Genomic DNA, 24,212 nt, shown 5'->3' with positions numbered 1-24,212 from the left:
TCAATCTTGCTCCTGCGCTGCGATCAATTCGCCGACGTAACTTTCAAACACCTTGCCGCGCTCTTCATAATTCGAGAACTGGTCAAAACTGGCGCACGCAGGTGACAGCAGAACACAGTCATAGGGCTGGGCAACCTCACCTGCAATCTCCACAGCCTCTTTCAAAGTCTCGACCAATCGTACCTGTTCGTGAGGCAATACTTCGGCAATCAGGTTTCGATCACGGCCAAACAAAATCACTTCCCGGCAATATTGATGGACGGCCGGCTGCAACGGACTGAAATCGGCCTCTTTACCGACACCGCCGGCCAGAAGAATCACTTTGCCGTTATGCTGGTAAGCCTGTTGCCCAATGCTCTCAATCGCCGTCAAAGTCGCACCGACATTGGTACCCTTCGAATCGTTGATCCATTCCACATCTCGGTAATTCACCACTAATTGAGTACGATGTGGTAAACCTTTGAATTCCTTAAGCACGTCACGGAACACTTCGACAGGCAATTTATACGGCTGGCACAGAGCGATCATCGCCAATGCATTCAACAAATGGTGCCTGCCCTGCAACGCCATATCTTCGACTTTTACCAGACAGTTACTGCCATTTGCCAAACACAAATGTCCATTTTCTTCCTGCAAGCCGTAATCACTGTCCGACTTGATGAAATCCGGCGAAATCCCGAAATGGACCACCGGACAATGATGGATGACACCCTGCTCGCTAAAACCTTCAGGCAACACAGCAAGATCTGTGGTTTCAAACAACTTTGTCTTGGCCTGAATATAGTCTTCCAGACCGTCGTAACGATCCATGTGATCTTCGGAAATATTCAAGACCGTTGAAGAGACGGTTTGCAAAGAATAGGTAGTCTCAAGCTGAAAACTGGAAAGCTCAAGCACATAAAGATCGTATTCGTTCTCGTCCATCAATAGGTCCAGAACAGGCTCTCCCAGGTTTCCGCCGACGGCGACGTTATATCCGGCTTTCTGAAATGCCAATCCGGTCAAGGTGGTCACTGAACTTTTCCCATTGGAACCGGTAATTCCAATGACCGGAACACCGACAGAGCGAGCGAAGAGTTCGACATCTCCGATCACCTGTTTACCCAATTTTCTTAGGTTGTTTACCCACGGTTCGGACTGCGCGATTCCAGGGCTTAGCACAATGGTGTCGAACTGTTGAATCCAACTAGTCGGAAGGTGGCCTGTCGCAAACTCGACTTCCGGAAACGCTTTTGCCAGCTTGGAGACATCCAGCTCATCACGCGTATCATAGGCGAAGCAGTGTTCGCCCTGAGCCTGAAAATATCTTAATACCGACTGTCCGGTAATGCCTAAACCCGCAACTAAATACATCTTCTTCCAGTTTTCCTTTCAATAAAAGTCAAACGATTCTCACTCGTCCATAGAGTGTGACCGGAAAAGTCTATCGAATCTTCAAACTTGCCAAACCGATCAATACCAAAATAATGGTAATGACCCAAAAACGCACGATAACTTGAGACTCGTGCCAGCCTTTCTGTTCAAAGTGGTGGTGTAAAGGTGCCATCAGGAAAATTCGCTTGCCGCGCAATTTATAAGAACCAACCTGCAAAATCACCGAAACGGTTTCGGCAACAAAGATACCGCCCATTACAAACAACACCAATTCTTGCTTAACTGCGATGGCCATTCCACCTAATGCCGCACCGATCGCCAAAGAACCCACATCCCCCATAAACACTTGTGCCGGATGCGCATTAAACCAAAGAAAACCAAGCCCTGCGCCTACTAATGCGGCAGACAGGATCGTCAATTCACCCACGCCTGGAATGTAAGGAATATTCAGGTAGTCCGAGAAATACACGTGTCCGGACAAGTAGGCGAAAACGCCTAATGCACCGGAAATCATGACAGTTGGCATAATCGCCAAACCATCCAGACCATCCGTGAGATTCACGGCATTCGACGTTCCCACAATCACGAAATATCCCAGCAGAACGGTCCACATTCCCAATTCGATTACCGTGTCTTTCATATACGGAATCAGTAATTGGGTTTCCGCCGGCACCGTCGCTAGACTGAACAGGGCATAGGCCGTGATAAAACCGATGATCGACTGCCATAGATATTTGGTACGTGCCCGCATTCCGTTCGGGTCTTTGTAAACCACTTTCTTATAGTCATCGATAAACCCGATGACTCCGAACCCCAACATTGAAAGCGTAATTACAAGCAGATAGTGATTGGTCAGATTACCCCACAAAATGACCGCCATGGAAATTGAGAATAAAATCATGGTGCCGCCCATAGTCGGCGTACCCGATTTGACCAAGTGTGTTTGAGGGCCGTCCTGCCGAATACTCTGCCCCACTTTCAGACGCGTCAACCAACGAATCAGGCCCGGGCCGATCAGGAATGAAATCACCAAGGCGGTCAATACGCTCATAATGGCCCGCATGGTAATGTAACTGAACACCCCAAACCCTGAAATGTATTGTTGGAGGTATTCGGTTAAATAAATCAGCATAAGAAATCCTTCGATGTTTTCATTCCGTTTTAAACATTATTCCCGTCATCGACATTCAGCACTTGCTCAACACCTTGGACGACTTTTTCCATTCGGGCGCTTCGCGATCCTTTTACCAAGACATTGCAGACATTACCTTCGGCCATCTCGGCCAGAAGCGTATCCACCATTGTCTGATGGCTTTCGAACCAACGAGCCCCTTCGCCGAAAACTTCCGGCATGGTTGCGGCCGCATCGCCCAACACATAAAGCCTTTCAAGGCCTTTCTGTCGGGCATATTCCGCAACCGCTTCATGTGCCTGTTGAGTGGATTCACCCAATTCGGCCATGGCTCCCAGACATAATGCCGATGCCCCCGGTAAGGCACTCAGCGTATCAATCGCCGCCTTAACCGATTCGGGGTTGGCATTATAACTGTCATCAATCAGCCATCCTTGGCCAATTTTTGTTTTTTGCAAACGCCCTGCCACACCGGTAAAACCGGACAGGCCTGGCTGAATTTCAGACCAGGACAGGCCGGCCGCCAGACAAACCGCCACACAAGCCGCTGCATTCAGCGCATTGTGTTTGCCCATTATCGGCATGCCAACCTTGTGCAACTCCCCTTTTACGGAAAGTTCAAATTCAACCTGATCCTGATAACTGGAAAACCCTTGTAACCGCACATCCGCTTCAGGCGCTTCCCCGAATTTCAAAACCTGTTCAATCCCAAGGCGCTCCAATTCTTCCTGCCAATACTCGAAACCTGGTGAATCGGTATTGATTATGGCGGTTCCAGGTGAATTTAGTCGATTCAACCCCAGAAAAATCTCACCTTTTGTCTCTATGACGCCTTGCAGACTTCCAAAACCTTCAAGATGTGCTCCGGAAGCATTATTCAACAGCGCAATATCCGGCTCCGCCATCAACGTTAGGTATTCAATCTCCTTTGGATGGTTCGCGCCCATTTCAATAATGGCGTACTCGTGTTCGGGACGTAGTTTAAGTAGTGTTCTCGGCACCCCGTAATCATTATTCAGGTTGCCTTCGGTCGCCATGGTATTACCAACGCCGGAAAACAGATTCAGTAACATCGCCTTGGTCGTTGTTTTACCGTTACTGCCCGTGATCGCCACCAGTTTCTTGACCGGCATATTTCTACGGTGCCATCGGGCAAACCGACCCAAGGCAATTCGCGTGTCTTCAACAAGCACGCCGGGAACCGATGTTTCTACCGAACGCGATACCAATACCGCAGCCGCGCCCTGCTTCACAGCCTCCGCAACGAAATCATGACCGTCAAAATTCTCACCCTTTAAAGCGATGTAAAGCGCTCCGGGTTCAATCGTACGGGTATCGGTACTAATACTGTTAAAACGGATATCTTCCTCGGACGCCAAGGGCCCGATCCATTCACCGTCAACACTCTCAGCCAATTCGGCGAGCGTCCAATAAAACATTTGATCTTGCATTGGTTCCTGTTTCATATTGATTTGCTGCTGCAGGCGGTTAACCATAACCTGAGGATCCGTAGTCTGTTTCACTTACGGCCACCATTTCGGTTACCTGCCTGCTCAAACCATTCCGACACTGTTAGCTGGTCGCTAAATGGCCATCGTTTTCCTTTAATATCCTGATAGGCTTCATGTCCCTTACCGGCAATCACGACCACATCGCCCGCATCCGCAGATTGCAATGCCCAATGAATCGCCTCAGCTCGATCTTCAATCACCTTAACCTCTGACGGACGTTCAAATCCGACCAAAGTATCTTCGATAATCTGCTGCGGTGACTCGTAACGTGGATTGTCACTGGTCAATACCACTTCATCCGCTAGACGTTCAGCCGCTTTTGCCATCATAGGTCGCTTTCCACTGTCCCGGTCACCGCCACATCCGAACACAATCCAAAGACGCCCGACGGGAGCTGCCTCATCTGGCATAGAATGTAAATGTTCACGCACCGCACTCAATACTTTTTCCAATGCATCGGGCGTATGAGCAAAATCCACGATTGCAGTCGGTTGACCCGAAATAACCTGCATTCGGCCATTAACGGCAGACAGTTTCGGTAGCGCTTGACAACAGGCGGCCCAATCAAAACAGCAAGCCATCATAATACCGACGGCACAAAGCGCATTCTCGATATTGAATGCACCCATCAACGGTAAACTTGTCTTGCAATGCGCCATGGCAAAATTCAAATCCAGATTCATGCCCTGTGCATTCAAAACCCGTTCTGAACAGTACAAGTGAGGATGGCCGTTTTCGTCTACATCCTGGGTATCAACATGATAGATCAAGGCATGAGGAAGTTGAGGCATCAACTCTTGTCCCAGCGCGTCCTGCCCATTGATGACCTGAACACGACTTTCATACTCCAGGAACAGCTTAGACTTCGCAGCTCTGTAGGCTTGTTCGGTCTGGTGAAAATCCAAATGGTCGCGCGTGACCTGTGTCAGTGCAACACACTCAAATTGCAACTGATCAATCCGACCCAACTCAAGCGCGTGGGAAGAAACCTCCATCACCACCCAATTAGCACCTTGCTCGTTAAACTCATTCAACAAGCGATGTACGCTCACGACATCAGGTGTGGTATTCAATCCTGGAGACAACTTATCTGTATGCTTCTTGAGTACGCCGTTACCAAGCGTTCCGATCAGGGCCGGTTTCTGCCCTAAAGCCAGTAAAAGCTGTGATACATAATGCGCGGTGGAAGTTTTACCGTTGGTGCCGGTGATACCGACAACCTTAATTTTAAGGCTTGGACGGTCATAAAACCAATCCGCGAATTTACCCAATCGTGTGTTTAAATCGTCAACTACGATCACCACACAGGTTGAATTCTGCTTCAGAAACCAGGCCTGCTCGGTTTCCGTCAATGGCCTGTCGGACAGCACACAGCTCACCCCGGCATCAACAGCCTGCTGCAGATAGACCAATCCATGCTGGCTATACCCTTGAATTCCGATAAAGCCATCCTCGCTTTCCAGATTTCTGGAATCCAAAGACAGGTTTTTCACCCTAATCGATTCGGCTAACCCTTCCGGCAATGAAGACAAAAGCGACACGCCGCTTTCTCCACAGCTCTCATGTATGCCGAAGAATTCATAAATCTGCTGCAAGGTTTTCATAGCGAGCCTCACCCACCCTATTGTTTAATTAGGCGATTCCAACATCTCATCGTGCGGTACGTTTCTCAAACGCAACGCTTGCTGCATTACTTCCTTAAAAGCCGGCGCCGCCACCGCACCGCCGTAATAGACACCTCGACTCGGTTCGTCTACGACCACCACCATCACCATATCGGGATCGGAAACCGGTACAATTCCTGCAAACAACGAATAATATTCGTTCTGCTCGTAACCGCCTTGTTTGGTTTTGTGGACCGTACCGGTCTTCCCGGCAACTCGGTAACCCGCTATCTGAGCTTTAGGAGCAGTACCACCTCTGGCCACTACCTTCTCCATCATCAACAGAGTGTCGTCTGCCGCTTTGGCTCCGACCACCCGTGATTTCTGGGGTGGCTTGTCCAACCTAAACAAACTCAACGGCATAATTTCACCATGATTGGCCAACATCAGGTACGCATGCGCCAAGTTCAAGAGGTTTATATTAAAACCGTAACCGTATGAAGCCGAAACCTGATCGATAGTCTGCCATTGTGCTACAGGCTTTAAATACCCGGTCGCTTCACCGGGCAGATACAATCCACTGTCACGCGTAAATCCGATATCACTCCACAACTGCCATTCCTGTTCCGGTGTCATTCGCATTGCAATTTTAGAGGCACCAACGTTACTCGACTTCTGAATGATTCCTTCCGGCTTTAGCTTCCCATGGTTATGAGTATCAGTAATACGGTAACCTTGTACACGGATTGCCCCTGGACTTGTATTGATCTCTTCATCCAACCCCACCACACCTAAGTCCAGCGCCTTGGCAATGACAAAAGGCTTAACCGTTGAACCGGGTTCAATCAAATCCGTGACCACACGGTTTCGAATCGCATCTCCACTTAACTGAGAACGGTCGTTGGGGTTATAGCCCGGCAAACTCACCATAGCCAGAACCTCACCGGTCTTGGCATCCAGGATCACAGAACTGGCCGACTTTGCCTGGTGTTCTATCATTACGCTTTTCAATGCACGGTAAGCAAAGAACTGAATATTCTTGTCGATGCTCAATGTCATATCCGAACCAGGCTTCGCCGGAACCACGTCTTTAACAAAATCGATCACCCGTCCGGCACGGTCTTTAATGACCTGTTTTCGACCCGACTTACCTTTCAGCCAGTCCTCATAGGCCAGTTCCAAACCTTCCTGGCCGTGGTCGTCTATATTGGTAAAACCAACCAGATGCCCACTGATCTCTCCAGACGGATAATAGCGTTTGTATTCGTCTTCAATGTAAACGCCAAACAGATTCAAATCATCGATTTTATCAGCTAGCTTCGGCTCTACGGAACGCTCCAGATAAACAAACCGTCTATTCGAAAATTTCTTTACCTTTTCACGAATTTCCGTTGCGGACATATCCAACCGCTTCGCTAGCTTTTCAAACACATTCTGATAACCCGACATCTGCTGACTGTCCACCCAGATCGAAGGTAAATCACTGCTGATTGCTATCGGACTGCCATCTCGACCATCGGCCATGTGTGGCGTCAGGGTCATCTTTACTTTTTTTAGATAAATCCCAGGCAATTCAAGCTTTTCGATTGCCTCAACGACCTTAGGATTGTTTTCCTGTCGAATAAAGCTTAAACGCTTATGCTTCTGTTTCCGCGCCGCGCTATTCAGCTCCTGCTCGGTCATCCCAAGCAGATTCAGAAACTTTCTGTATTCGGTTTGATAACCGTACATCACTTTAGCGTCGACCCAGACCGAAGCCATAGGTGTACTCAAAGCCAACACGTCACCGTGACGATCATAAATCACACCTCTCGGCGCGGGGATTTCAATCGTACGAACTTGACGCTTATTTCCCTCCTCCTGAAGAAAGTCAGACTGTACAACTTGTACATAAAACGCTCGTGATAGCACGGCTAAAAAGCCCATGACAATCAGGGCGAATACCACCTTATCCCGGCGAAATTTAATGGCCATCTGTCTGTTCTTGCAAGTAGATAGTTTGTAGGTTATGACTTTCTGTCGATTTTTCCAAAACCATGTTCAATTTGGTCTGAGCAATCTGTTCAATGCGAGCCGGAGCGCTTAAATGCATTTTTTCAAGCATTAAACGCCCCCACTCTTCCTTGGCCTGAATGTTTTTCTGTAAAGCCATGTAGTATTGAGTCTCTGTATGGCGGATCTGATGTTGTACCAAAATGATCGCAACCAGCGTAATCAATACGGAAATGACTAGACCGAAAAGAAAAAACCCACGCCACTTAAAAACCTTTAAGTGGGTGGGTTTGGGGAATCTTCTTAACATGTCTGTTACAAACCAGCATTCAAGCTCGCATTACCAGGCCTGCCCATTCACCATTTCGTTATGGCAAACGGCATCGGCCTGGTCGGCTGAGCTATTAGTCCGCTTGACGACGTAAGAAAGCTGGAATGTCTAGATAGTTTGAATTCGGAAGACTTCCGGCAAGTCCACCATTCGCAACCATCTTAGGGCGTTCCACTTCAGCTTCTTTAGCAGGAGTCTTAACCGATTCCAGTTTAACTTCTTGCTGAACAGCCTTTTGTGGCTCTTCCACTTTCGCAGCGGGAGCAGGCTGTTCCGAAACACTTTCCTTGTTCGCTTGTACCGCAGTCAGATTTGGCTTAACCATTTCCGGCTTCTGAGCAGCCGCACCGGCTTCTTCCAAACCAGTCGCTACTACAGTAACGCGGATTTCATCCTGCATGGTTTCATCGATAGAAGTACCGATAATCACCTTCGCTTCCGGAGCGGCAACCTGATCGATTACGTCACCTACCTCGTTGAATTCACCCAATGTGAAATCCAATCCACTGGTGATATTAACCAACAGACCACGTGCTCCAGATACTGAAATATCTTCTAGCAATGGGTTGGCAATCGCTTTTTCCGCTGCTTTGATCGCACGATCTTCACCAGTCGCATGACCAACCCCCATCATCGCCATGCCACGCTCGGTCATGACAGTACGTAAATCTTCAAAATCCACGTTGATCATACCTGGACGCGTGACCAGCTCAGAAATACCCTGAACCGCTCCGTGCAGAACTTCGTTAGCGTAATCAAATGCTTTTGCCAATACGAAATCACGGCCTAGAACCTTCAACAACTTGTCGTTAGGAACCGTAATCAATGAATCAACATGTTGAGAAAGCGCCTCAATACCGGAATCGGCAATCTTGTTACGGCGCTCAAAACTGAATGGTCGACTGACAACACCGACCGTCAAGATGCCCATTTCACGCGCAGCTTGCGCGACAACAGGTGCAGAACCGGTACCTGTTCCACCACCCATACCGGCTGTGATGAATACCATGTCCGCATCCTTCAACTGTTCTTTCACCTGATCGATGTCTTCTTTAGCGGCTTGTGCACCGCGCTCCGGATCCGCTCCGGCTCCCAATCCGCCATCGCCCAGCTGAATACAGGTCGAAACCTGTGAATTAGCCAAAGCTTGCGCATCGGTGTTAGCGCACATAAACTCAACGCCTTCGACGTTTGAGCGCACCATATAATCAACGGCGTTACCACCGCCACCGCCTAAGCCGATGACCTTGATAACAGGCATGCCAGGTGTCCGGACTGGCGTAGTTTCTTTTCCAACAAATTTCATGACGACGATTCCCCTTAATCAGCATGACAATTAAAAATGTTGTAATCGACACTGAAGAATCATCCTCAGCGAAAACTCCAACATGTACTACAAACGTTCTGCAATGCGTAATACGGCACTGCGTGATCGACTATTCACGCGACACTCCTCCTCGGATGGAAAAATCGGTTTACCAATCTTTTTTAAGACCGGTTCGATTACTTCCAGTTGTATCGGTGAATCTGGAAAGAGATCCTTCATCGTTGACTGATCCCGTATAAACTGTTTTACGATTCTGTCTTCCAATGAGTGGAAGCTGATGACGGCCAACCGACCGCCCGGTGCCAGAATGGCCACCGCCGCTTCCAGCACATTCTTCAACACATCCAACTCTTGGTTCACGGCAATGCGTATCGCCTGAAAGGTACGCGTTGCCGGATGTTTATTCTTTTCGGTTTTCGGAGAGGCTTTTCTTACCAACTCCGCCAGATCCAATGTGGTCTGCAACTCATCCTTGGCACTGGCTTCTTTAATCACTCGCGCGATTCGTCCTGCAAATCGCTCTTCACCATATTGTTTGAGCACTTTAACCAGAGTTTTCTCGTCTACCTGCTTAAGCCACTCTTTCGCACTCAACCCTTCCTCAGGGTTCATTCTCATATCCAGTGGCCCAGAACGCATAAAGCTGAACCCTCGTTCAGCTTCGTCTAATTGCGGTGATGAAACCCCCAGATCCAATAACAAACCGTTTATCTTTCCGGTCAGACCTCGGGCTTCGCAGTATTCGGCCACCCTGTCGAAACTGCCGTGCTGTATTTCGAACCGCGGGTCGTCGAAATGCGTCCTGGCATATTCGACCGCTTCCGGGTCCTGATCAATTCCTATCAGACGACCCTCCGGACCCAACCTGTCCAATATGACTCGGCTGTGTCCGCCTCGACCGAATGTGCCATCTATATAGATGCCATCCGCTTGAATATTCAGGCCATCGATCGATTCATTTAAAAGAACCGAATAATGTACCTGCTGGCTGTCTTGCATCATTGCTTTCTCTTCGCCTTCCGGCATTTACAGACTCAAACTCGCAAGCGATTCGGAAACTTCTCCGGAAAGCGCTGTATCCAGCATGTCTGGTCGACTGGCATCCCATGCCTCTTGCGACCAAAGCTCAAATTTATTCCCCTGCCCCAACAAGATCGCCGACTTTTCCAATTTAGCGTGCTCACGCAGCAGGCTCGGCAACAACACTCTTCCCTGGGAGTCCATTTCCATCTCCGAAGCGTGCCCCAACAGCAAGCGCTGGTATAAACGAGCCTGAGGATCGACGTTCGGTAACGACATCAATTTACGCTCGATGACTTCCCATTCGTCCAGGGTATAAATCAACAAGCAAGGGCTGTGAAGGTCAATCGTGGCGACCAATTGGTTATCACTGGCTTCGGAAATCGACTCACGATAGCGTTTAGGAACGGCAAGACGTCCCTTCGCATCGATATTGATTGAATTGATTCCACGAAAAAACAACATTTCAAAATTCCACTTTTCGCCACCTTTCCCCACTTAGCGCCACTATATTGCTCTTACTCTCCACTGTCAACCCTGTAAAAAGTAAAGAAAGATAAATTTCCATTACAGGACAACAACTTACGCGCACACCCACATAAGAATTCACACATATTAGAAAGCTCTAATAAAACTTATAATTCAATCAGTTAGGACTACAAAGAAAAGCTATGCATTAAGTAATATTCCCAACAGTTTGTATAAAAAAAGACTTTATTAATCCGCCATGTCACCCTACCAACGATCACCATATATTGATTACAGAAAAAAATAAGACACAACATATAGCATCCAGATCACATCAAACAACGATTTTTAGACACCAGGGGAGTTTTTTCCCTAAAAATTTAAAAAAAATATAAAAAAATGGTTTTTTTTTGTAAAAAAGAAAGGAATTTTCAAACAAAAGATCTCTACATTCGGTTCTAACAGCGAAGTTGAGAAACAGGTTTTAGTCAGTGAAAAATGAATCGTTTTATTTCAAAAATGAAACTTAAATTCACAAAATAGAAAGGAGTGATCCGATTAAGGATTCGAAAGAAATCAACGGCCACCAAGAAATGGCAACCCATTGAAACAAAAGGAAAAAGGGCAAAAGCGAGTCTATAAGCCGGGTTCTGTACTCAAAAGAGCGACAACCATTCATCTGGGAGAAACATCACTGCCTTCCTCAAGCGACCTACCCGGAAACCCGTGCGAGCAACACGGTGTCACTGGCAAGCCAGTGGCGTTGTTTCCCTATTTGGTCTTGCACCGGATGGGGTTTTCACTGCCACTTCTGTTACCAGAAGCGCGGTGCGCTCTTACCGCACCATTTCAACCTTACCTGTTCGCGCAAGCGCGTCATCGGCGGTGTATTTTCTGCTGCACTGTCCGTCGGCTCACGCCGCCCAGCCGTTAGCTGGCATCCCGCTCTATGGTGCCCGGACTTTCCTCCGAAGCCAGAAGCTTCCGCGATTGTCCGACCCACTTTTGCGTGGCGTACAGTACCCGAAATCGACGTTAAAGTCCATTAAATTAAAGTTTGTTATACAATGGCCGATAACTAATTAAATTAAACTAAAAGGTTAAATTTCATGGAAATTTCTGCCAATTCTGCTGTTACATCAGCCTACTATCAACAGCAGGCCAATACCCAGGAACAGGTTCAGGTTTCGATGCTAAAAAAAGCCATTGACACCCAAGCGGCCAACGCACTAACCCTGATCGCAAGTTTGCCAACTCCACCGGCCAATGCCGGACTGCCAAGCAATCTGGGCAACAACATCAATACTACAGCCTAAAAAGCAACAAAGTTCATCTGGACAGAAACTCAACAGGCCTGTCCAGATTAGAATTGACTCATTTCTGAGCCCAAATTTCCCGACTCAACACACCTGCCACATCATTACGATAATGATAATAGGGAACCTGCTGGTTGATCATCACCACAAACGGTAACCAACTCTTTCGGTGTTCGATATAACCCGCCAAAGCACTGACGCCGATCAAAGACCCCGACTTCGCATACACATGTTCTTCCACTTCGGGCAACAAATGCTTCCACGCACGAAACTTTTCCAAAACCTCAATCAACTGCTCCGGACTTAAACGATTATTGCGCGACAAACCAGCGCCGTCTTCAATCACCGCCCCCTGCCAGTCAAAATAGTGTTGCAACTGCGCTGCGAACATTTTCGCTACCTTACTCTCGTCCGCCGGTGCTCCATACATTTCGGCCGCCAACTTTAAAGCCAACTGGTTGGCGATGAAATTTGTCGAATACTTCATCATCGGCCGAATCATATCCGCCAGTTCCCGGCTGTTTAAATGACTGTAAAACAACGGGGACTCTTCCTTGACCGTGCCGTGAATGACCTGCTTGCCAACCTTCACCCCCTGCTGGCGCAAAAACGCCGCCAACAGCTCCGCGAAATACGTTTGTCCCACCTGAGGATCGCTTCCCGTATTGAAACGTAACTCCTCGAGCGACATCGACGCACCCAAGCGTCTCGCGGTTTCAGTCAAAGGCGTTTGCTCTTCGGCAGAAACCACCTTTCCATCCACTTTTTTCAGAAACAGCGTATTGAAATTTGCGGCGATAGCAGACGGAATCGCATCATAAGGGTTGTCACTCGACTCCGTTCCCGGCAAAACCAAGTGATCGACGAAGTAGCCCGTATCCAACCCAATCACATCGATTTTTCCAATGTCTTCCGTAACCAAACGACGTTGTAACTGTACCGCCACCTGTTGAAGTTCTTCGGAAATCAGAAATGGATCGCCATAGCCTTTGACCCATAAGATCGTTTTACCGGCTTGGCGTTCAAGATAAAAATCGGTTTTGAAACGATGATGCTCCCCCCAATGAGAAAGCGCCAGAAACGCCGTCACCAGCTTGGTGGTCGAAGCGGGTACGAAAAGCCGCTTCCGATCCTTGTACTTCCAAGGTTGGTTTGCTGAATCCATCAGCAACAGGCCTGCCGAATCCATTTTCGCCAATTCCGGAAGTCGCTCCAAACCAACCGTTTGCGATTCCGCTCTAACGGAAATGCTGAACACACCACTTAATAGTAGTGTCAGCACCAAGTGACGAAACAAAGAAGCTCGGAGAGACTTTAGAAATACCATCATATCTTTTTAAATTCACGCAAAAATAAGAAAATCATAAGGACACTATGTTACTTGAAGACGGAATATTTTGGCGGTCAATCTCATCACCTTCAATGCAAACAAGCGCTTTCCAAATCGTCAAATGTTGCAACCTACACGGTCAAATCGGCTATATTAAGCCCATATTAAAGAAGCACTTACAAATACAACCTTTTCATTTGAAACAAATGCCGTAACCAACCCTATGCTTAAAGTCTGCTCCGAAATCGAATCTCACAAGGCGAAACAATTAAGTGACCGGCTGACACTGCCGTTGGTCGATTCTTTGCCTGCATCCAAAGAACTGGGCGAACAGATGGTATTGAGTTGGTATCGGGAAAAGAACCAATCCGAGGATGATGCCGCCAAACTCGGTTTATTCTCCTCCCACAGCGGGCCTGTATCCATTGACTTCACCAGCGGCAAAAAGAACCACCGCCGCCAGTTTGGTGGCGGCAAAGGCCAACCCCTAGCCCGCGCCATCGGAATAAGCGGAGACAAAGTGCCATCGGTACTTGACGCCACAGCGGGAATGGGCGGTGACGCTTTCGTATTCGCAACACTCGGTTGCAAAGTACAAATGGTTGAACGCTCTCCCATCGTCGCCGCCCTTTTGGAAGACGCCCTACAACGCGCAAAAACAATAAACGAAATCGACCCCGAAGTCAGCGAAATCGTCCAACGTCTATCACTGGTGAATTCCGATGCGGCAGAATACCTGCTAAACGAAAAACCGGAAGTGGATGTAATCTACATGGATCCAATGTATCCGGAAAAGAAAAAAGCGGCTTCCGCCAAAAAAGAGATGAAAGTATTACAGCACCTGCTTGGCCCGGACATGGACAGCGAAAAACTGCTGGACGCGGCATTGAAAACCGCCAAAAAACGTGTCGTCGTCAAACGCCCGGCCAAAGCACCGACAATCGAAGGCATCCAACCCAACGCCGAAATCAAAAGCCCCAATACCCGCTACGACATCTACTCAATCAAAGCCCTCAAAGCGGCTGGCAAGCTGTAACTTTTCGAGCCATTACCCGTAGCGGCGCAACAACGCCAGAAATTCGAAGCCGTAACGCGCCAGTTTGCTTTCGCCAACACCGTTAATTTTCAGCAGTTCGCCGTCGTTTTGCGGTTTGTGTTTAGCCATTTCAACCAACGCGGCATCGCCGAAGACCACATAAGCAGGCACCTCTTCACTTTCGGCAATCTCCTTACGCAAGGCACGCAGCTCATCAAACACTTCTCGGTCGGCATCGGAAAGATTATCTCGCAGGGATTTTCCAGCAGGCCTGTTGGTTTTTGAAAGTGTCTTTTTCGGCAACGCCAACTGCAATTCAACCTGACCTTTAAGCACCGGCCCGGCCGATTCGGTCAGACGAAGCACCGAAAAGTTCTGCACGTCCTGAAACAAATAGCCCATATGAATCAACTGACGGATAAGACTCGACCATTCGTCCACACTATATTCTTTACCAATGCCGTAGGTGCTGACTTGTTCGTGCTGCAAGGAACGGATGCGTTCGGTATCGGCACCGCGCAACACGTCTATGACATGACGCACGCCAAATCCCTGATTCAAACGATAGACGCACGACAACGCCTTTTGCGCCACCACCTTGCCGTCGAACAGGGTTGGTGGATTCAGACAAATGTCGCAGTTTCCGCACGGCTTCTGGCTCGGCTCGCCGAAATAATTCAATAGAACATTACGACGGCATGTCAGAGATTCGGCAAAGGCCACCATACTGGAGAGCTTGAAGTTTTCGATTCGCTTCTGCTCTTCGTTCGGCACCTGCTCCACAAAATGTTTAGCAGTCGCCACATCTTGCATGCCGAACAACAACAAGGCTTCGGAATCCAAACCGTCGCGTCCTGCACGACCGGTTTCCTGATAATAACCTTCGATGTTTTTAGGCAGGTCGTAATGCACGACAAAACGCACGTTTGATTTATCGATTCCCATACCAAACGCCACCGTTGCCACCACGATTTCGATCTCATCACGCAGGAACTGTTGGTGTACCTGCTGACGCACCTCGCCCGGCAAGCCTGCATGATAGGCTTTGGCGTTATAGCCTTCTTCTGCCAGTTTCAGCGCCACCTCTTCAACACGTTTTCGGCTCAATGCGTAGACGATACCACTCTCTTTCTGGCTCTTCTGACCGCGCGCTTCGAGAAAGCCCAGTAACTGTTTCAACGGCTGGCGTTTTTCCAATACCGTATAGCGGATGTTCGGGCGGTCGAAACTGCTGATGTGTACCTGCGGCTGATGCAGATGCAGGCGTTGGAGGATATCGTGTCGGGTCGCGTGGTCTGCAGTGGCGGTCAAGGCGATGAACGGCACCTGCGGAAAACGTTCTCGCAGACTGCCCATCTGACTGTATTCCGGCCTAAAATCGTGGCCCCATTGCGAGATACAGTGCGCCTCGTCAATGGCAAACAAAGCAATCGGCAGGCTTTGCAGAGTTTGCAGAAAATGGGCATTCAGAAGACGTTCCGGGGAGACATACAACAAATCCAACTGCCCAGTATGCAACTGCATCATCACCTGTTCGGCCGCTTCGTAATCCAACGAGGAATTATAGTAGGCAGCGTTAACGCCGTTAGCCTTCAAGGCGGTGACCTGATCCTGCATCAGCGCGATCAGCGGCGACACCACAATCGCGGTGCCTGAACGTATCAAGGCCGGAATCTGATAACAGAGTGATTTTCCTCCACCCGTCGGCATCAGAACAAAACAGTCCAGGCCGGATACCAGATCTTCGATGATAGATGCCTGCTGAGGACGAAAACTTTCATAACCGTAAACGGTCTGTAAGACTCGATTAGCCTGATCTTTAATGGATTCCTGAGTGGAAGGATTGGTCATGTACTGAAAGCCAAGGGCGATGAAACGGGACGCAAAGATAGTCGATTGAACGCCAAATTACAAGTGAAGGAATTTCTTATCAGCAATCCGAACAGGCCTGTTCGGAATTTGAATGCCCGAGAAAAAGGATGCTTAAAACAAGCCTTCATCCCAATAAGCCTTGTCACCGAAATATTCGACCAGAAAATCAATAAATACCCGCGCTTTTTGCGATAAGTAACGGTTCTGGGGATAAACCGCGTAAGCGTGCATCTTAGGCAGTTGATACTCTTTAAGAACCTGCACCAATTCGCCTTCATGCAATGACTTCCAAGCGATGAACGTCGGTGACAAAACAATGCCGTGACCGCTAACTGCCATCTTGCATAGAAAATCGCCGTTATTCGCGTAAATCTGTCCGGAAGCCTGAACGGGATGAGCGTAACCTTCGCTGTCAGTCAAATGCCAGACCCCTGTTTTGTCTCCGGTATAGTGCAAAATCTTATGCTCTTTCAGGTCTTCCGGAACTTCCGGAACGCCGTGTTCTTTCAGATAATCGGGGCTGGCGCACAAAATGAGTCGCACAGGAACGAGTTTTCTTGCCTGAATTAACGCATCCTTAAGCTGGCCGATTCGGAATGCCAGATCAAACCCCTCTTCGACCATATCCACTTCGCGGTCGGACAGATCGATCTGCAAGGTCAGTTCCGGGTGCTGTTTGGCAAATTGGTCGAATACGTCGGTCATGTGTGCCAGACCAAACGACAAAGGAACCGCCACACGTAAGGTACCGCGCAATTGCTGCTCGTCGTTTCGAATCGCCGAGTTCATGTCTTCCACCGACTCCAACACCTTGAGCGCGCGTTCATAATAGACCTTGCCCGCCTCCGTCAGACTGGACGTTCGGGTCGTACGTTGAATCAACTTGCAAGACAAACGTGACTCCAAATCGGAGAGTCTTCGGCTCACCGCCGATTTTGCAAGATTAAGCTGTTCCGCAGCCTTACCGATACCTCCGGCTTCGACCACACGAATGAAAATTTGCATCTCTTCCAACTGTCCCATTCGGCTTTCTCCAATTCTCTTTTGTTCTTAAAATAAGAACAGTTCAAGCTATTTTGGCGACTTTTTATTGTTTAATCAATCATTAATAGACAGCATTTAAATTACTAGCATAAAAAAAGCGGAGCCAATGGCTCCGCCCAAATTCCCGACATTGAGTGCAAGGGATCACTCGTCAAGGTTGTACACAGACCTTACAGTTTGCAGTTGCCGGCTCTTCCGGTTCGACTGTACCGAAATCCAACACGGCATCGGCTTTAACCGTAATGGTGTTGGAGAAGGACGCCAATCCCGGATCGGATGCGGCACTGCTTGGATAGTAAGTACCGGCATAACCGTCACATTCGTTTGGCGTACCGGCTTTGCTTAGGCTGCCAGCAATCGGATCACTGAATGTGACTTCCGGAATTGATTCGATGACCCGGATATTGGTCAAACCGATATCCCCAGTGTTACACACCATACCGGAGAAATTCACACCCACAACCACTTGGCCGCCGGAGGAATCCAGGAAAGTCTCGCACGACTTGGTGATACTGATGTTCGGATCCTTATCAATTCGCGGACAGGTATCGCTTTGAGGATCGGAATGAACTGTTCTTTCCAACGCGTTCACAGACGATCTAGCATAAGCCTGAGCCGTATTAATCGCAGGATTTTCCGAAGATTCGAACGAACCGGAATAGGCTTGGCTGGCTCCCGCCGCCAATTCACCGATTGTGTGTTCTATATCATCATCCGTATTTCCAGGAGTACCGTTATTATCAATGACAATAACATCGTACAAAGTCCCGAAACCGTCGTTGGTCACCACACCATTGTAGTTATAAACAAATGCGGTTTCACCGGCATTGACACCACCGGTAGGACAGTTCTTGGTCAGACTCAATTTACAGGTTTCAAAACTGCCGACCACAAAGTCTTTCAACTGCGCGGTCAAAGAAGTGGAACTTCGGGATTGCACCATGAAACTCGAGAAACAAGGGATTTCAAAATTCAACTGTCTTGCCAGTTCCGAAATATTGAACACCCCTTCGAAAAAGCTGACGGGAGGGAACATACCACTTGTACCGGCTTTTGGAGTATAAGACCAAGGCGAAGTTTCCGTTGATGTATTGGTGATCGCACATCCGATATTGAAAGTACCGACTCCACATTTGGCTGAACTACCAATATCGATTTCGTTCAACTGGCTTTTATTACCTTGCATACCAGCCCATTCGTACAAAACGATATTGACGGTCTGTCCCCCGTTGGAAAATTCCGCAACCGCCAGAATATCCCCGATGGCATGTTCACCATTAAAGGTTCCGTCCGGATTCAACGAAATCTCGTTCTGGAACAGCCACAATCCCATAACAGCATCCCCGGTATTGGAATAACGGTCCGCACCGACATAGATAAGCAAGTCGTTATTGCTTGGCTCAAGATAAGCGGCCGCATAGGCATTGGTGATGTCATCCTTGTCCGGAACACTGCCATCTTTCCAGCGCCACTTAGGAATATCCTGGGTATCTTTCGATCCACCTTGTGTAAAAATGGAAGTGTCGGTCTGGTCCACGACGACTCCGGTCGTAGATATCGAAGAACCGCCTGAGCCCAACAATACCGTATCCCAATCGTCGCCCGGCGTTCCTGCGTCGTCGACGGCATTACCTTCCAACTCAAACAGCGTCAGCTCATTGGCCGCGTTACTGGAGAGAGGGGCCATCAACAACAACCCTCCCACTAATACCGATAACACGACCCTAATAATTTTAGAATCTTTTGTCATGATCGTATCCTCTTAAAAAAAACATCCAAGCGAAAAACCGGTATCGACCGTCCGCTTCATTAAGGAGATTCTTCACGACTTGTTGTTTTTTTGGTGAAGAATCCCTTCACCTACCCATAATGTTACGCCTGAAATTCATTAAAAAATACGACTAACCTCCACTTTCGTCATTCTAATAACCTATTGAAAAAAATAGTTTTTTTCTATATTAGGAAGCACTTCTATTTTTTATGCGCAATGCTGACACCAGCACTTTTACTCCTTAAATACGCCAATTGAATTAGCCACTAAAACCGTACTCCACTTCCTGAATTCAGACGACATAATGCCCCTACCAAGCATTCCCGTTCTTAAAACAAGAACAGTGTTTTGGCATTTTGGCGGTTTTTAATTGTCTGGCTAAACGTTAAGCTTACCCTCTATCAACAGGAGACAGACCATGGCAAACAATACTCGTCAACTGCAACAGATTTACCAAGGCATGCCCGCTTCAGACGGAGCCGGTGTCAAACTCACCCGCATCATCGGCCAACCGCAACTGAAAAACTTGGACCCATTCCTGATGCTTGACGCCTTCGGCACCGACGAACCGATGGACTACATCGGCGGGTTTCCGCCTCACCCACACCGCGGTTTTGAAACCGTCACCTACCTTCTGGCCGGAAAGATGCGTCATGCAGATAATCAGGGCAACGAAGGCGTAATTGAAACCGGTGGCGTGCAATGGATGACGGCTGGACGAGGCATTATCCATTCCGAGATGCCGGAACAGGAAGAAGGGTTATTGATGGGGTTCCAGCTCTGGGTCAACCTACCCGCCAAGGCGAAAATGACGCCACCGGCCTATCAGGAACATCCGCCCGAAAGCATACCGGAAGAAGTTTGGCCGGACGGTACCCGTATCAAGGTCATTGCCGGCCAAACCCAAGGTGGTACCAAAGGAATCATCAAAAACGACTATGTCGATCCAACATACCTCGACGTACAGCTCGTGAAAGACAGTCAGTTCATTCAGCCGCTGGAACATGATGAAACCGCTTTCGTCTACCTGCATGAAGGCCAGATCGAAATCGGAGAATCCAACCCTAGAGTGCTTAACGCCGGACAGCTCGGCGTACTTGAAACGGGCGATATGGTGAAGATTCGTTCCATCAGCGACCAAAGCCGCTTTATACTGGTAGCGGGCAGACCTCTGAACGAACCAATCGTACAGCGCGGACCATTTGTGATGAACACTCAAGAAGAAATCATGCAGGCGATCCACGACTATCAGGAAGGACGTTTTTAAACCAATCCAACCGACAGACCGGTGACAGAAAGGACAAACTTCATGGGATTTATGATTGACGGAAAATGGGACAATCACTGGTACGACACCGACTCGACCGGAGGAAGTTTCAAGCGCATGGAAGCCAAGTTTAGAAACTGGATCACGGCCGATGGTTCTCCTGGCCCGAGTGGCCAAGGCGGTTTCAAGGCCGAACCCGACCGTTATCACCTTTATGTCTCGCTAGCCTGTCCATGGGCGCACCGCACCCTTATTTTCAGAAAGCTTAAAGGTTTGGAAGAGATGATCACCGTCTCGGTGGTCAACTCCTATATGGGCGACGACGAAGGCTGGACTTTCTATCCCGGCCCCGGTGTCATTCCCGATTTCATCAACCACAAGACCCTGCTGCATGAAGTCTACTCGATTGCCGACCCCAACTACACCGGCATCGTAAGTGTGCCTACACTTTGGGATAAAAAGCTCAACACCATCGTCAGCAATGAATCGTCCGAAATCATCCGTATGTTGAATTCCGCATTCGACGGAATCGGCGCTCTTCCCGGCGACTATTACCCCAATAATTTGCGTGAAGAGATCGATCAAATCAACGAATTCGTCTATCACAATATCAACAACGGCGTTTACAAGGCCGGATTCGCCACCAACCAGAAAGTCTATGAAAAAGAAGCTAAAAACCTTTTCCAATCTCTGGATGAGTTGGAGAAACGCCTATCCAAACAGCGTTATCTGGTCGGGGATCAGCTCACAGAAGCCGACTGGCGCCTGTTCACCACCCTAATCCGGTTCGACTCCGTCTACGTCGGCCACTTCAAATGCAACCTGAGGCGTCTGGTCGATTATCCAAATTTGTGGAATTACACCTTGGAATTAGCGCAAATTGAGGGAATAATGGAGACGATTGATCTCGAATATACCAAAGCCCATTATTACGGTAGCCATGACACCATCAATCCAACCTTGATCGTGCCAATCGGCCCCGAACTGGATTTGAACACACCTCACAACCGAAACCGGTTCTGAACAGGCCTGCTCAACTCCCCCGCTTTGGATGCCAAGAGGATGATACCCATGAGTAGAGAATACCATCCCGCCGACGACCGTGGCGTTTACCATCACGGCTGGTTGCACAGTTACCACAGTTTCAGCTTCGGCAGTTACTACGACCCGGAACGCATGGGGTTTGGACTGTTGCGCGTCATCAATGACGACCGCGTAGCCCCGTCTATGGGCTTTGAAACCCACCCCCACAACAACATGGAGATCATCTCCATCCCATTGAAAGGTCGCCTTCGCCACGAAGACAGCATGGGCAACCGACACACTATCCAGGCTGGTGAAATTCAAGTCATGTCGGCCGGCACTGGTGTCTCTCACTCGGAATACAACGACTCCGACAGCGAAGAAGTCAATTTCCTTCAAATCTGGGTCATGCCCAAACAATTGAACATTGAACCCCGTTACGGCCAAAAAGCATTCGACGCTCATGGACGTAAAAACCGTTTTCAATTGATCGTCTCCCCCGACGAACAGGACGACTCTATCTGGATCAACCAGGACGCCTATTTTTCGCTCGCCGATATCGACGAACATCAGACCCTGTTCTACAAAAAATACCAACCTAAAAACGGCGTGTTTATTTTTCTTTTGGAAGGGAATGTCCAGATCGATCTGGACGAACTGAAACCAAGAGACGCATTGGCGATTCCCGAAGACGACAACCTAGAAGTCCGTGCCCATGAGAACAGCAAGATTTTATGTATCGAAGTGCCATTGGCTTGAAACCGGGCAGGCCTGTTAAATCCGCTCAAACTAAAAAGGCCCAAGATTTTTTAACCATCAATTGAATGCACTGGCGTTCTTAACGCAAGGACTGTTTCCTACTCAACGTAAGGAGAAAATCATGCTTAAGCTATTATTGATAGTGCCTCTCTTTGCTTTAACCGTAAGCTGTTCATCCAACCAAACCAAAGTGGAGGATGTTGATTCGGTTCTTATCGATCAGTCGGAGAGCGCCTATATGGTTTACGCAGGCATACCTAAAAACAAAGTCGACCAGGTCAAAGAAAAACTTTTAAATGCGCCGGCAGGCATCTATTTAGTCCCATGGACAGTATTCACTCAAAATAAAGACAAATACATACGGTCGCACATCGTCAAAAATGAATATCCGACATCAAACGTAGAAAAAGGCATTTCCGAGTTTCTCCTCAAATACCCGGGCACACCAATCGGATTAGCCTGGAATGGCGGAATCGCTTTCACGCGAAACGATTACGAACACACCAAACAAATCTTTAAGCAGTATCAAGCCGATGCAGAATCATACGAACAGAATAGAAATACCGATCCAAGAAGCGACCCTATCAATCCTCAAGGACATTTTGGCCCTCTTCTTGGTTGGTAAGGTCCAACGGACTTTCCAAAGGCTTAAAAGAAAACGATTCTAATGAAAATTTCAATTATCATACTTATCACAACCCTATTCCTTATGAGCGGCTGTGCGAACGTTTCCCGCTACCAAAAAAGCGACATCGTCGCATTTGGCGAAAACCTCAATCAGTCCAAACAACCTTTATATTATTTGATTCGGCTAAATGCAAAAGACGGAAGTGAAATTCATTCGCCCGATTTTCTCATCAAGTTCACAGACGAGGCGCCGCCGGTTCCGTTCAAAAACCTAACACCTGAGTTGGTTGCCAAATACTTACCCCCTTTTGTACCGCCCCCACAATGGCCACAGTACATCAGAGAAAAAGCGCTACGTGATCAAGGGTTTCAAGGCAATGGTTTCTACGTCGCGTTCAGACAAAACCAATTTCTAGCGTTTTCCGCTTGCTCTCTATGCGGTGGCAAAGATTACTCCCCGGTCGTTGGTAAGTCAGACGGAAGCGCCTTCTACCCCCTTCCGCTCACTCTCGAACAACTCACGGATGTTTTTGGTAAACCGGACAGGCTTTATAAAGTGGGGGAAGTCCGATACTGATTTCCAAAAATCCATACTAAAGACACTTGCTTTTTGAGTCGGTTTTCAGAAATAATGGAGGTTCGGCTCGACGGTTTTTCGACAAAGATGTTGACTGCTCTTTCCAGAATACCTTCCATTTTCCGTCGCTTCATTCACGCTAGTCAACTCGCCGATTTGTCGAATCAATATGTAATGTTTTACGCAAACCTTTTCCCCAAAGGAGAAAACATGCAAGTACCACTACAAATCACCTTTAAAGACATCAAACATTCCGATGCCGTTGAAGACAGAATCAAAGAAAAAGTTAAAAAGCTCGAACAGTTCGCCCGGGAAATCATCAGCTGCTCGGTCGTCATCGAAGCTCCGCACAGAAAGCACCAGCAAGGCAACCTATTCAGCATCAAAATCAACTTATCGGTGCCTGGACATGACCTTGTAGCCACCAAAAACTCCGACAATGACCATACCCACGAGAACATGTATATTGCACTCAGGGATGCGTTCGGCGCCATCCAGCGCCAGCTACAGGATTTGACCCGTAAACAGCGAGGCAAGGTCAAACTACATGAAACCGCACCGCACGGAACCGTCAAGGCTCTGTATCCTGAAATGGATTACGGTACCATCGAAACCACTTTCGGACGGGAAATCTATTTTCACCGCAACAGCATCGTTAATGCAGATTTCAACAACCTGAAAACAGGCGACAAGGTGCACTTTGCGGAAGAGATGGGGGAAGAAGGCCCTCAAGCCAGCAGTGTCGTGCTGGAAGGCAAACATCACGTGGTTTAATAATCGTCACCACCTGAACAGACATAAACAAGGGCTGAATCACCGAGGCATTAAGTT

At 48.3% G+C, this 24,212-nt stretch carries 21 protein-coding genes and 1 other RNA gene; 8 read left to right on the top strand and 14 right to left on the bottom strand.

What is annotated here, in order from left to right; all coding sequences use genetic code 11:
• From murD to rnpB, 10 genes are all read right to left on the bottom strand, one after another.
• Positions 1-1,353 carry a UDP-N-acetylmuramoyl-L-alanine--D-glutamate ligase gene (gene murD / locus QCB45_RS06735; protein ID WP_279420102.1) on the bottom strand — a complete coding sequence of 451 codons (1,353 nt, stop codon included), beginning with the start codon at positions 1,351-1,353 and terminating at the stop codon, positions 1-3.
• A gap of 70 nt (positions 1,354-1,423) precedes the next feature.
• Entirely contained in the window at positions 1,424-2,506 is a 1,083-nt protein-coding gene (mraY, locus tag QCB45_RS06730; RefSeq protein WP_279420101.1) for a phospho-N-acetylmuramoyl-pentapeptide-transferase, read from the bottom strand.
• 29 nt (positions 2,507-2,535) lie between these two features.
• Positions 2,536-4,029: a UDP-N-acetylmuramoyl-tripeptide--D-alanyl-D-alanine ligase gene (murF, locus tag QCB45_RS06725; protein ID WP_279420100.1), complete on the bottom strand. Its 1,494-nt coding sequence runs from the start codon at positions 4,027-4,029 to the stop codon at positions 2,536-2,538.
• On the bottom strand, positions 4,026-5,621 hold the full coding sequence (locus QCB45_RS06720; protein WP_279420099.1) for a UDP-N-acetylmuramoyl-L-alanyl-D-glutamate--2,6-diaminopimelate ligase: 1,596 nt from the start codon (positions 5,619-5,621) through the stop codon (positions 4,026-4,028). Before QCB45_RS06720 ends, murF begins: the two co-directional genes overlap by 4 nt.
• Positions 5,622-5,645: 24 nt before the next feature.
• Positions 5,646-7,595: a penicillin-binding protein 2 gene (locus QCB45_RS06715; RefSeq protein ID WP_279420098.1), complete on the bottom strand. Its 1,950-nt coding sequence runs from the start codon at positions 7,593-7,595 to the stop codon at positions 5,646-5,648.
• Positions 7,585-7,923: a cell division protein FtsL gene (gene ftsL, locus QCB45_RS06710; RefSeq protein WP_279420097.1), complete on the bottom strand. Its 339-nt coding sequence runs from the start codon at positions 7,921-7,923 to the stop codon at positions 7,585-7,587. Before ftsL ends, QCB45_RS06715 begins: the two co-directional genes overlap by 11 nt.
• Positions 7,924-8,017: 94 nt before the next feature.
• The gene (gene ftsZ / locus QCB45_RS06705) at positions 8,018-9,250 is read right to left on the bottom strand and encodes a cell division protein FtsZ (protein ID WP_279420096.1); all 1,233 of its coding nucleotides are present in this window, start codon (positions 9,248-9,250) and stop codon (positions 8,018-8,020) included.
• Positions 9,251-9,337: 87 nt separating this feature from the next.
• Positions 9,338-10,270, bottom strand: coding sequence for a 16S rRNA (cytosine(1402)-N(4))-methyltransferase RsmH (rsmH, locus tag QCB45_RS06700; protein ID WP_279420271.1), 933 nt, complete (start codon positions 10,268-10,270; stop codon positions 9,338-9,340).
• A 27-nt stretch (positions 10,271-10,297) separates the two neighbouring features.
• Positions 10,298-10,756 (bottom strand): division/cell wall cluster transcriptional repressor MraZ, encoded by a 459-nt coding sequence (gene mraZ / locus QCB45_RS06695; RefSeq protein ID WP_279420095.1) that lies wholly within the window; start codon positions 10,754-10,756, stop codon positions 10,298-10,300.
• Positions 10,757-11,382: 626 nt separating this feature from the next.
• Positions 11,383-11,765: RNase P RNA component class A (rnpB, locus tag QCB45_RS06690), an RNA gene on the bottom strand.
• A gap of 103 nt (positions 11,766-11,868) precedes the next feature.
• Here rnpB and QCB45_RS06685 point away from each other — a divergent pair.
• Positions 11,869-12,075 carry a YjfB family protein gene (locus tag QCB45_RS06685; RefSeq protein WP_279420094.1) on the top strand — a complete coding sequence of 69 codons (207 nt, stop codon included), beginning with the start codon at positions 11,869-11,871 and terminating at the stop codon, positions 12,073-12,075.
• 58 nt (positions 12,076-12,133) lie between these two features.
• Here the strand turns inward: QCB45_RS06685 and QCB45_RS06680 are convergent, their stop codons facing one another.
• The gene (locus tag QCB45_RS06680; RefSeq protein WP_279420093.1) at positions 12,134-13,405 is read right to left on the bottom strand and encodes a D-alanyl-D-alanine carboxypeptidase; all 1,272 of its coding nucleotides are present in this window, start codon (positions 13,403-13,405) and stop codon (positions 12,134-12,136) included.
• Positions 13,406-13,628: 223 nt separating this feature from the next.
• Here QCB45_RS06680 and QCB45_RS06675 point away from each other — a divergent pair, with 223 nt between their 5' ends.
• On the top strand, positions 13,629-14,441 hold the full coding sequence (locus QCB45_RS06675; RefSeq protein WP_279420092.1) for a class I SAM-dependent methyltransferase: 813 nt from the start codon (positions 13,629-13,631) through the stop codon (positions 14,439-14,441).
• A gap of 12 nt (positions 14,442-14,453) precedes the next feature.
• On the opposite strand, the gene recQ is transcribed toward QCB45_RS06675, so the two are convergent.
• The 3 genes from recQ to QCB45_RS06660 all read right to left on the bottom strand — a co-directional run bounded on the left by recQ (position 14,454) and on the right by QCB45_RS06660 (position 19,107).
• Positions 14,454-16,292, bottom strand: coding sequence for a DNA helicase RecQ (gene recQ / locus QCB45_RS06670; RefSeq protein ID WP_279420091.1), 1,839 nt, complete (start codon positions 16,290-16,292; stop codon positions 14,454-14,456).
• Positions 16,293-16,424: 132 nt separating this feature from the next.
• Complete coding sequence (locus QCB45_RS06665; protein WP_279420090.1) at positions 16,425-17,336, bottom strand: LysR family transcriptional regulator; 912 nt, start codon at positions 17,334-17,336, stop codon at positions 16,425-16,427.
• Positions 17,337-17,508: 172 nt separating this feature from the next.
• Complete coding sequence (locus tag QCB45_RS06660) at positions 17,509-19,107, bottom strand: hypothetical protein (RefSeq protein ID WP_279420089.1); 1,599 nt, start codon at positions 19,105-19,107, stop codon at positions 17,509-17,511.
• Between the two features lie 439 nt (positions 19,108-19,546).
• On the opposite strand from QCB45_RS06660, the gene QCB45_RS06655 reads away from it, so the two are divergent.
• The 6 genes from QCB45_RS06655 to QCB45_RS06630 all read left to right on the top strand — a co-directional run bounded on the left by QCB45_RS06655 (position 19,547) and on the right by QCB45_RS06630 (position 24,155).
• A complete protein-coding gene (locus QCB45_RS06655) occupies positions 19,547-20,395 on the top strand; it encodes a pirin family protein (protein WP_279420088.1) in 849 nt (282 codons plus the stop codon).
• Between the two features lie 42 nt (positions 20,396-20,437).
• Positions 20,438-21,418, top strand: a complete 981-nt coding sequence (locus tag QCB45_RS06650) for a glutathione S-transferase family protein (RefSeq protein ID WP_279420087.1) — start codon at positions 20,438-20,440, stop codon at positions 21,416-21,418.
• Between the two features lie 48 nt (positions 21,419-21,466).
• Complete coding sequence (locus QCB45_RS06645) at positions 21,467-22,177, top strand: pirin family protein (RefSeq protein WP_279420086.1); 711 nt, start codon at positions 21,467-21,469, stop codon at positions 22,175-22,177.
• Positions 22,178-22,298: 121 nt separating this feature from the next.
• Positions 22,299-22,802, top strand: coding sequence for a hypothetical protein (locus QCB45_RS06640; RefSeq protein ID WP_279420085.1), 504 nt, complete (start codon positions 22,299-22,301; stop codon positions 22,800-22,802).
• Positions 22,803-22,844: 42 nt separating this feature from the next.
• On the top strand, positions 22,845-23,381 hold the full coding sequence (locus QCB45_RS06635; protein WP_279420084.1) for a hypothetical protein: 537 nt from the start codon (positions 22,845-22,847) through the stop codon (positions 23,379-23,381).
• A gap of 210 nt (positions 23,382-23,591) precedes the next feature.
• Positions 23,592-24,155: an HPF/RaiA family ribosome-associated protein gene (locus QCB45_RS06630; RefSeq protein WP_279420083.1), complete on the top strand. Its 564-nt coding sequence runs from the start codon at positions 23,592-23,594 to the stop codon at positions 24,153-24,155.
• Positions 24,156-24,212 lie beyond the last annotated feature (57 nt).

It is taken from the genome of Thiomicrorhabdus sp. ZW0627 (assembly GCF_029767005.1).
Taxonomy (GTDB): Bacteria; Pseudomonadota; Gammaproteobacteria; order Thiomicrospirales; family Thiomicrospiraceae; genus Thiomicrorhabdus.
The sequence above is the reverse complement of the archived record's forward strand: the minus strand, read 5'-3'. Positions and strand labels throughout refer to the sequence as shown.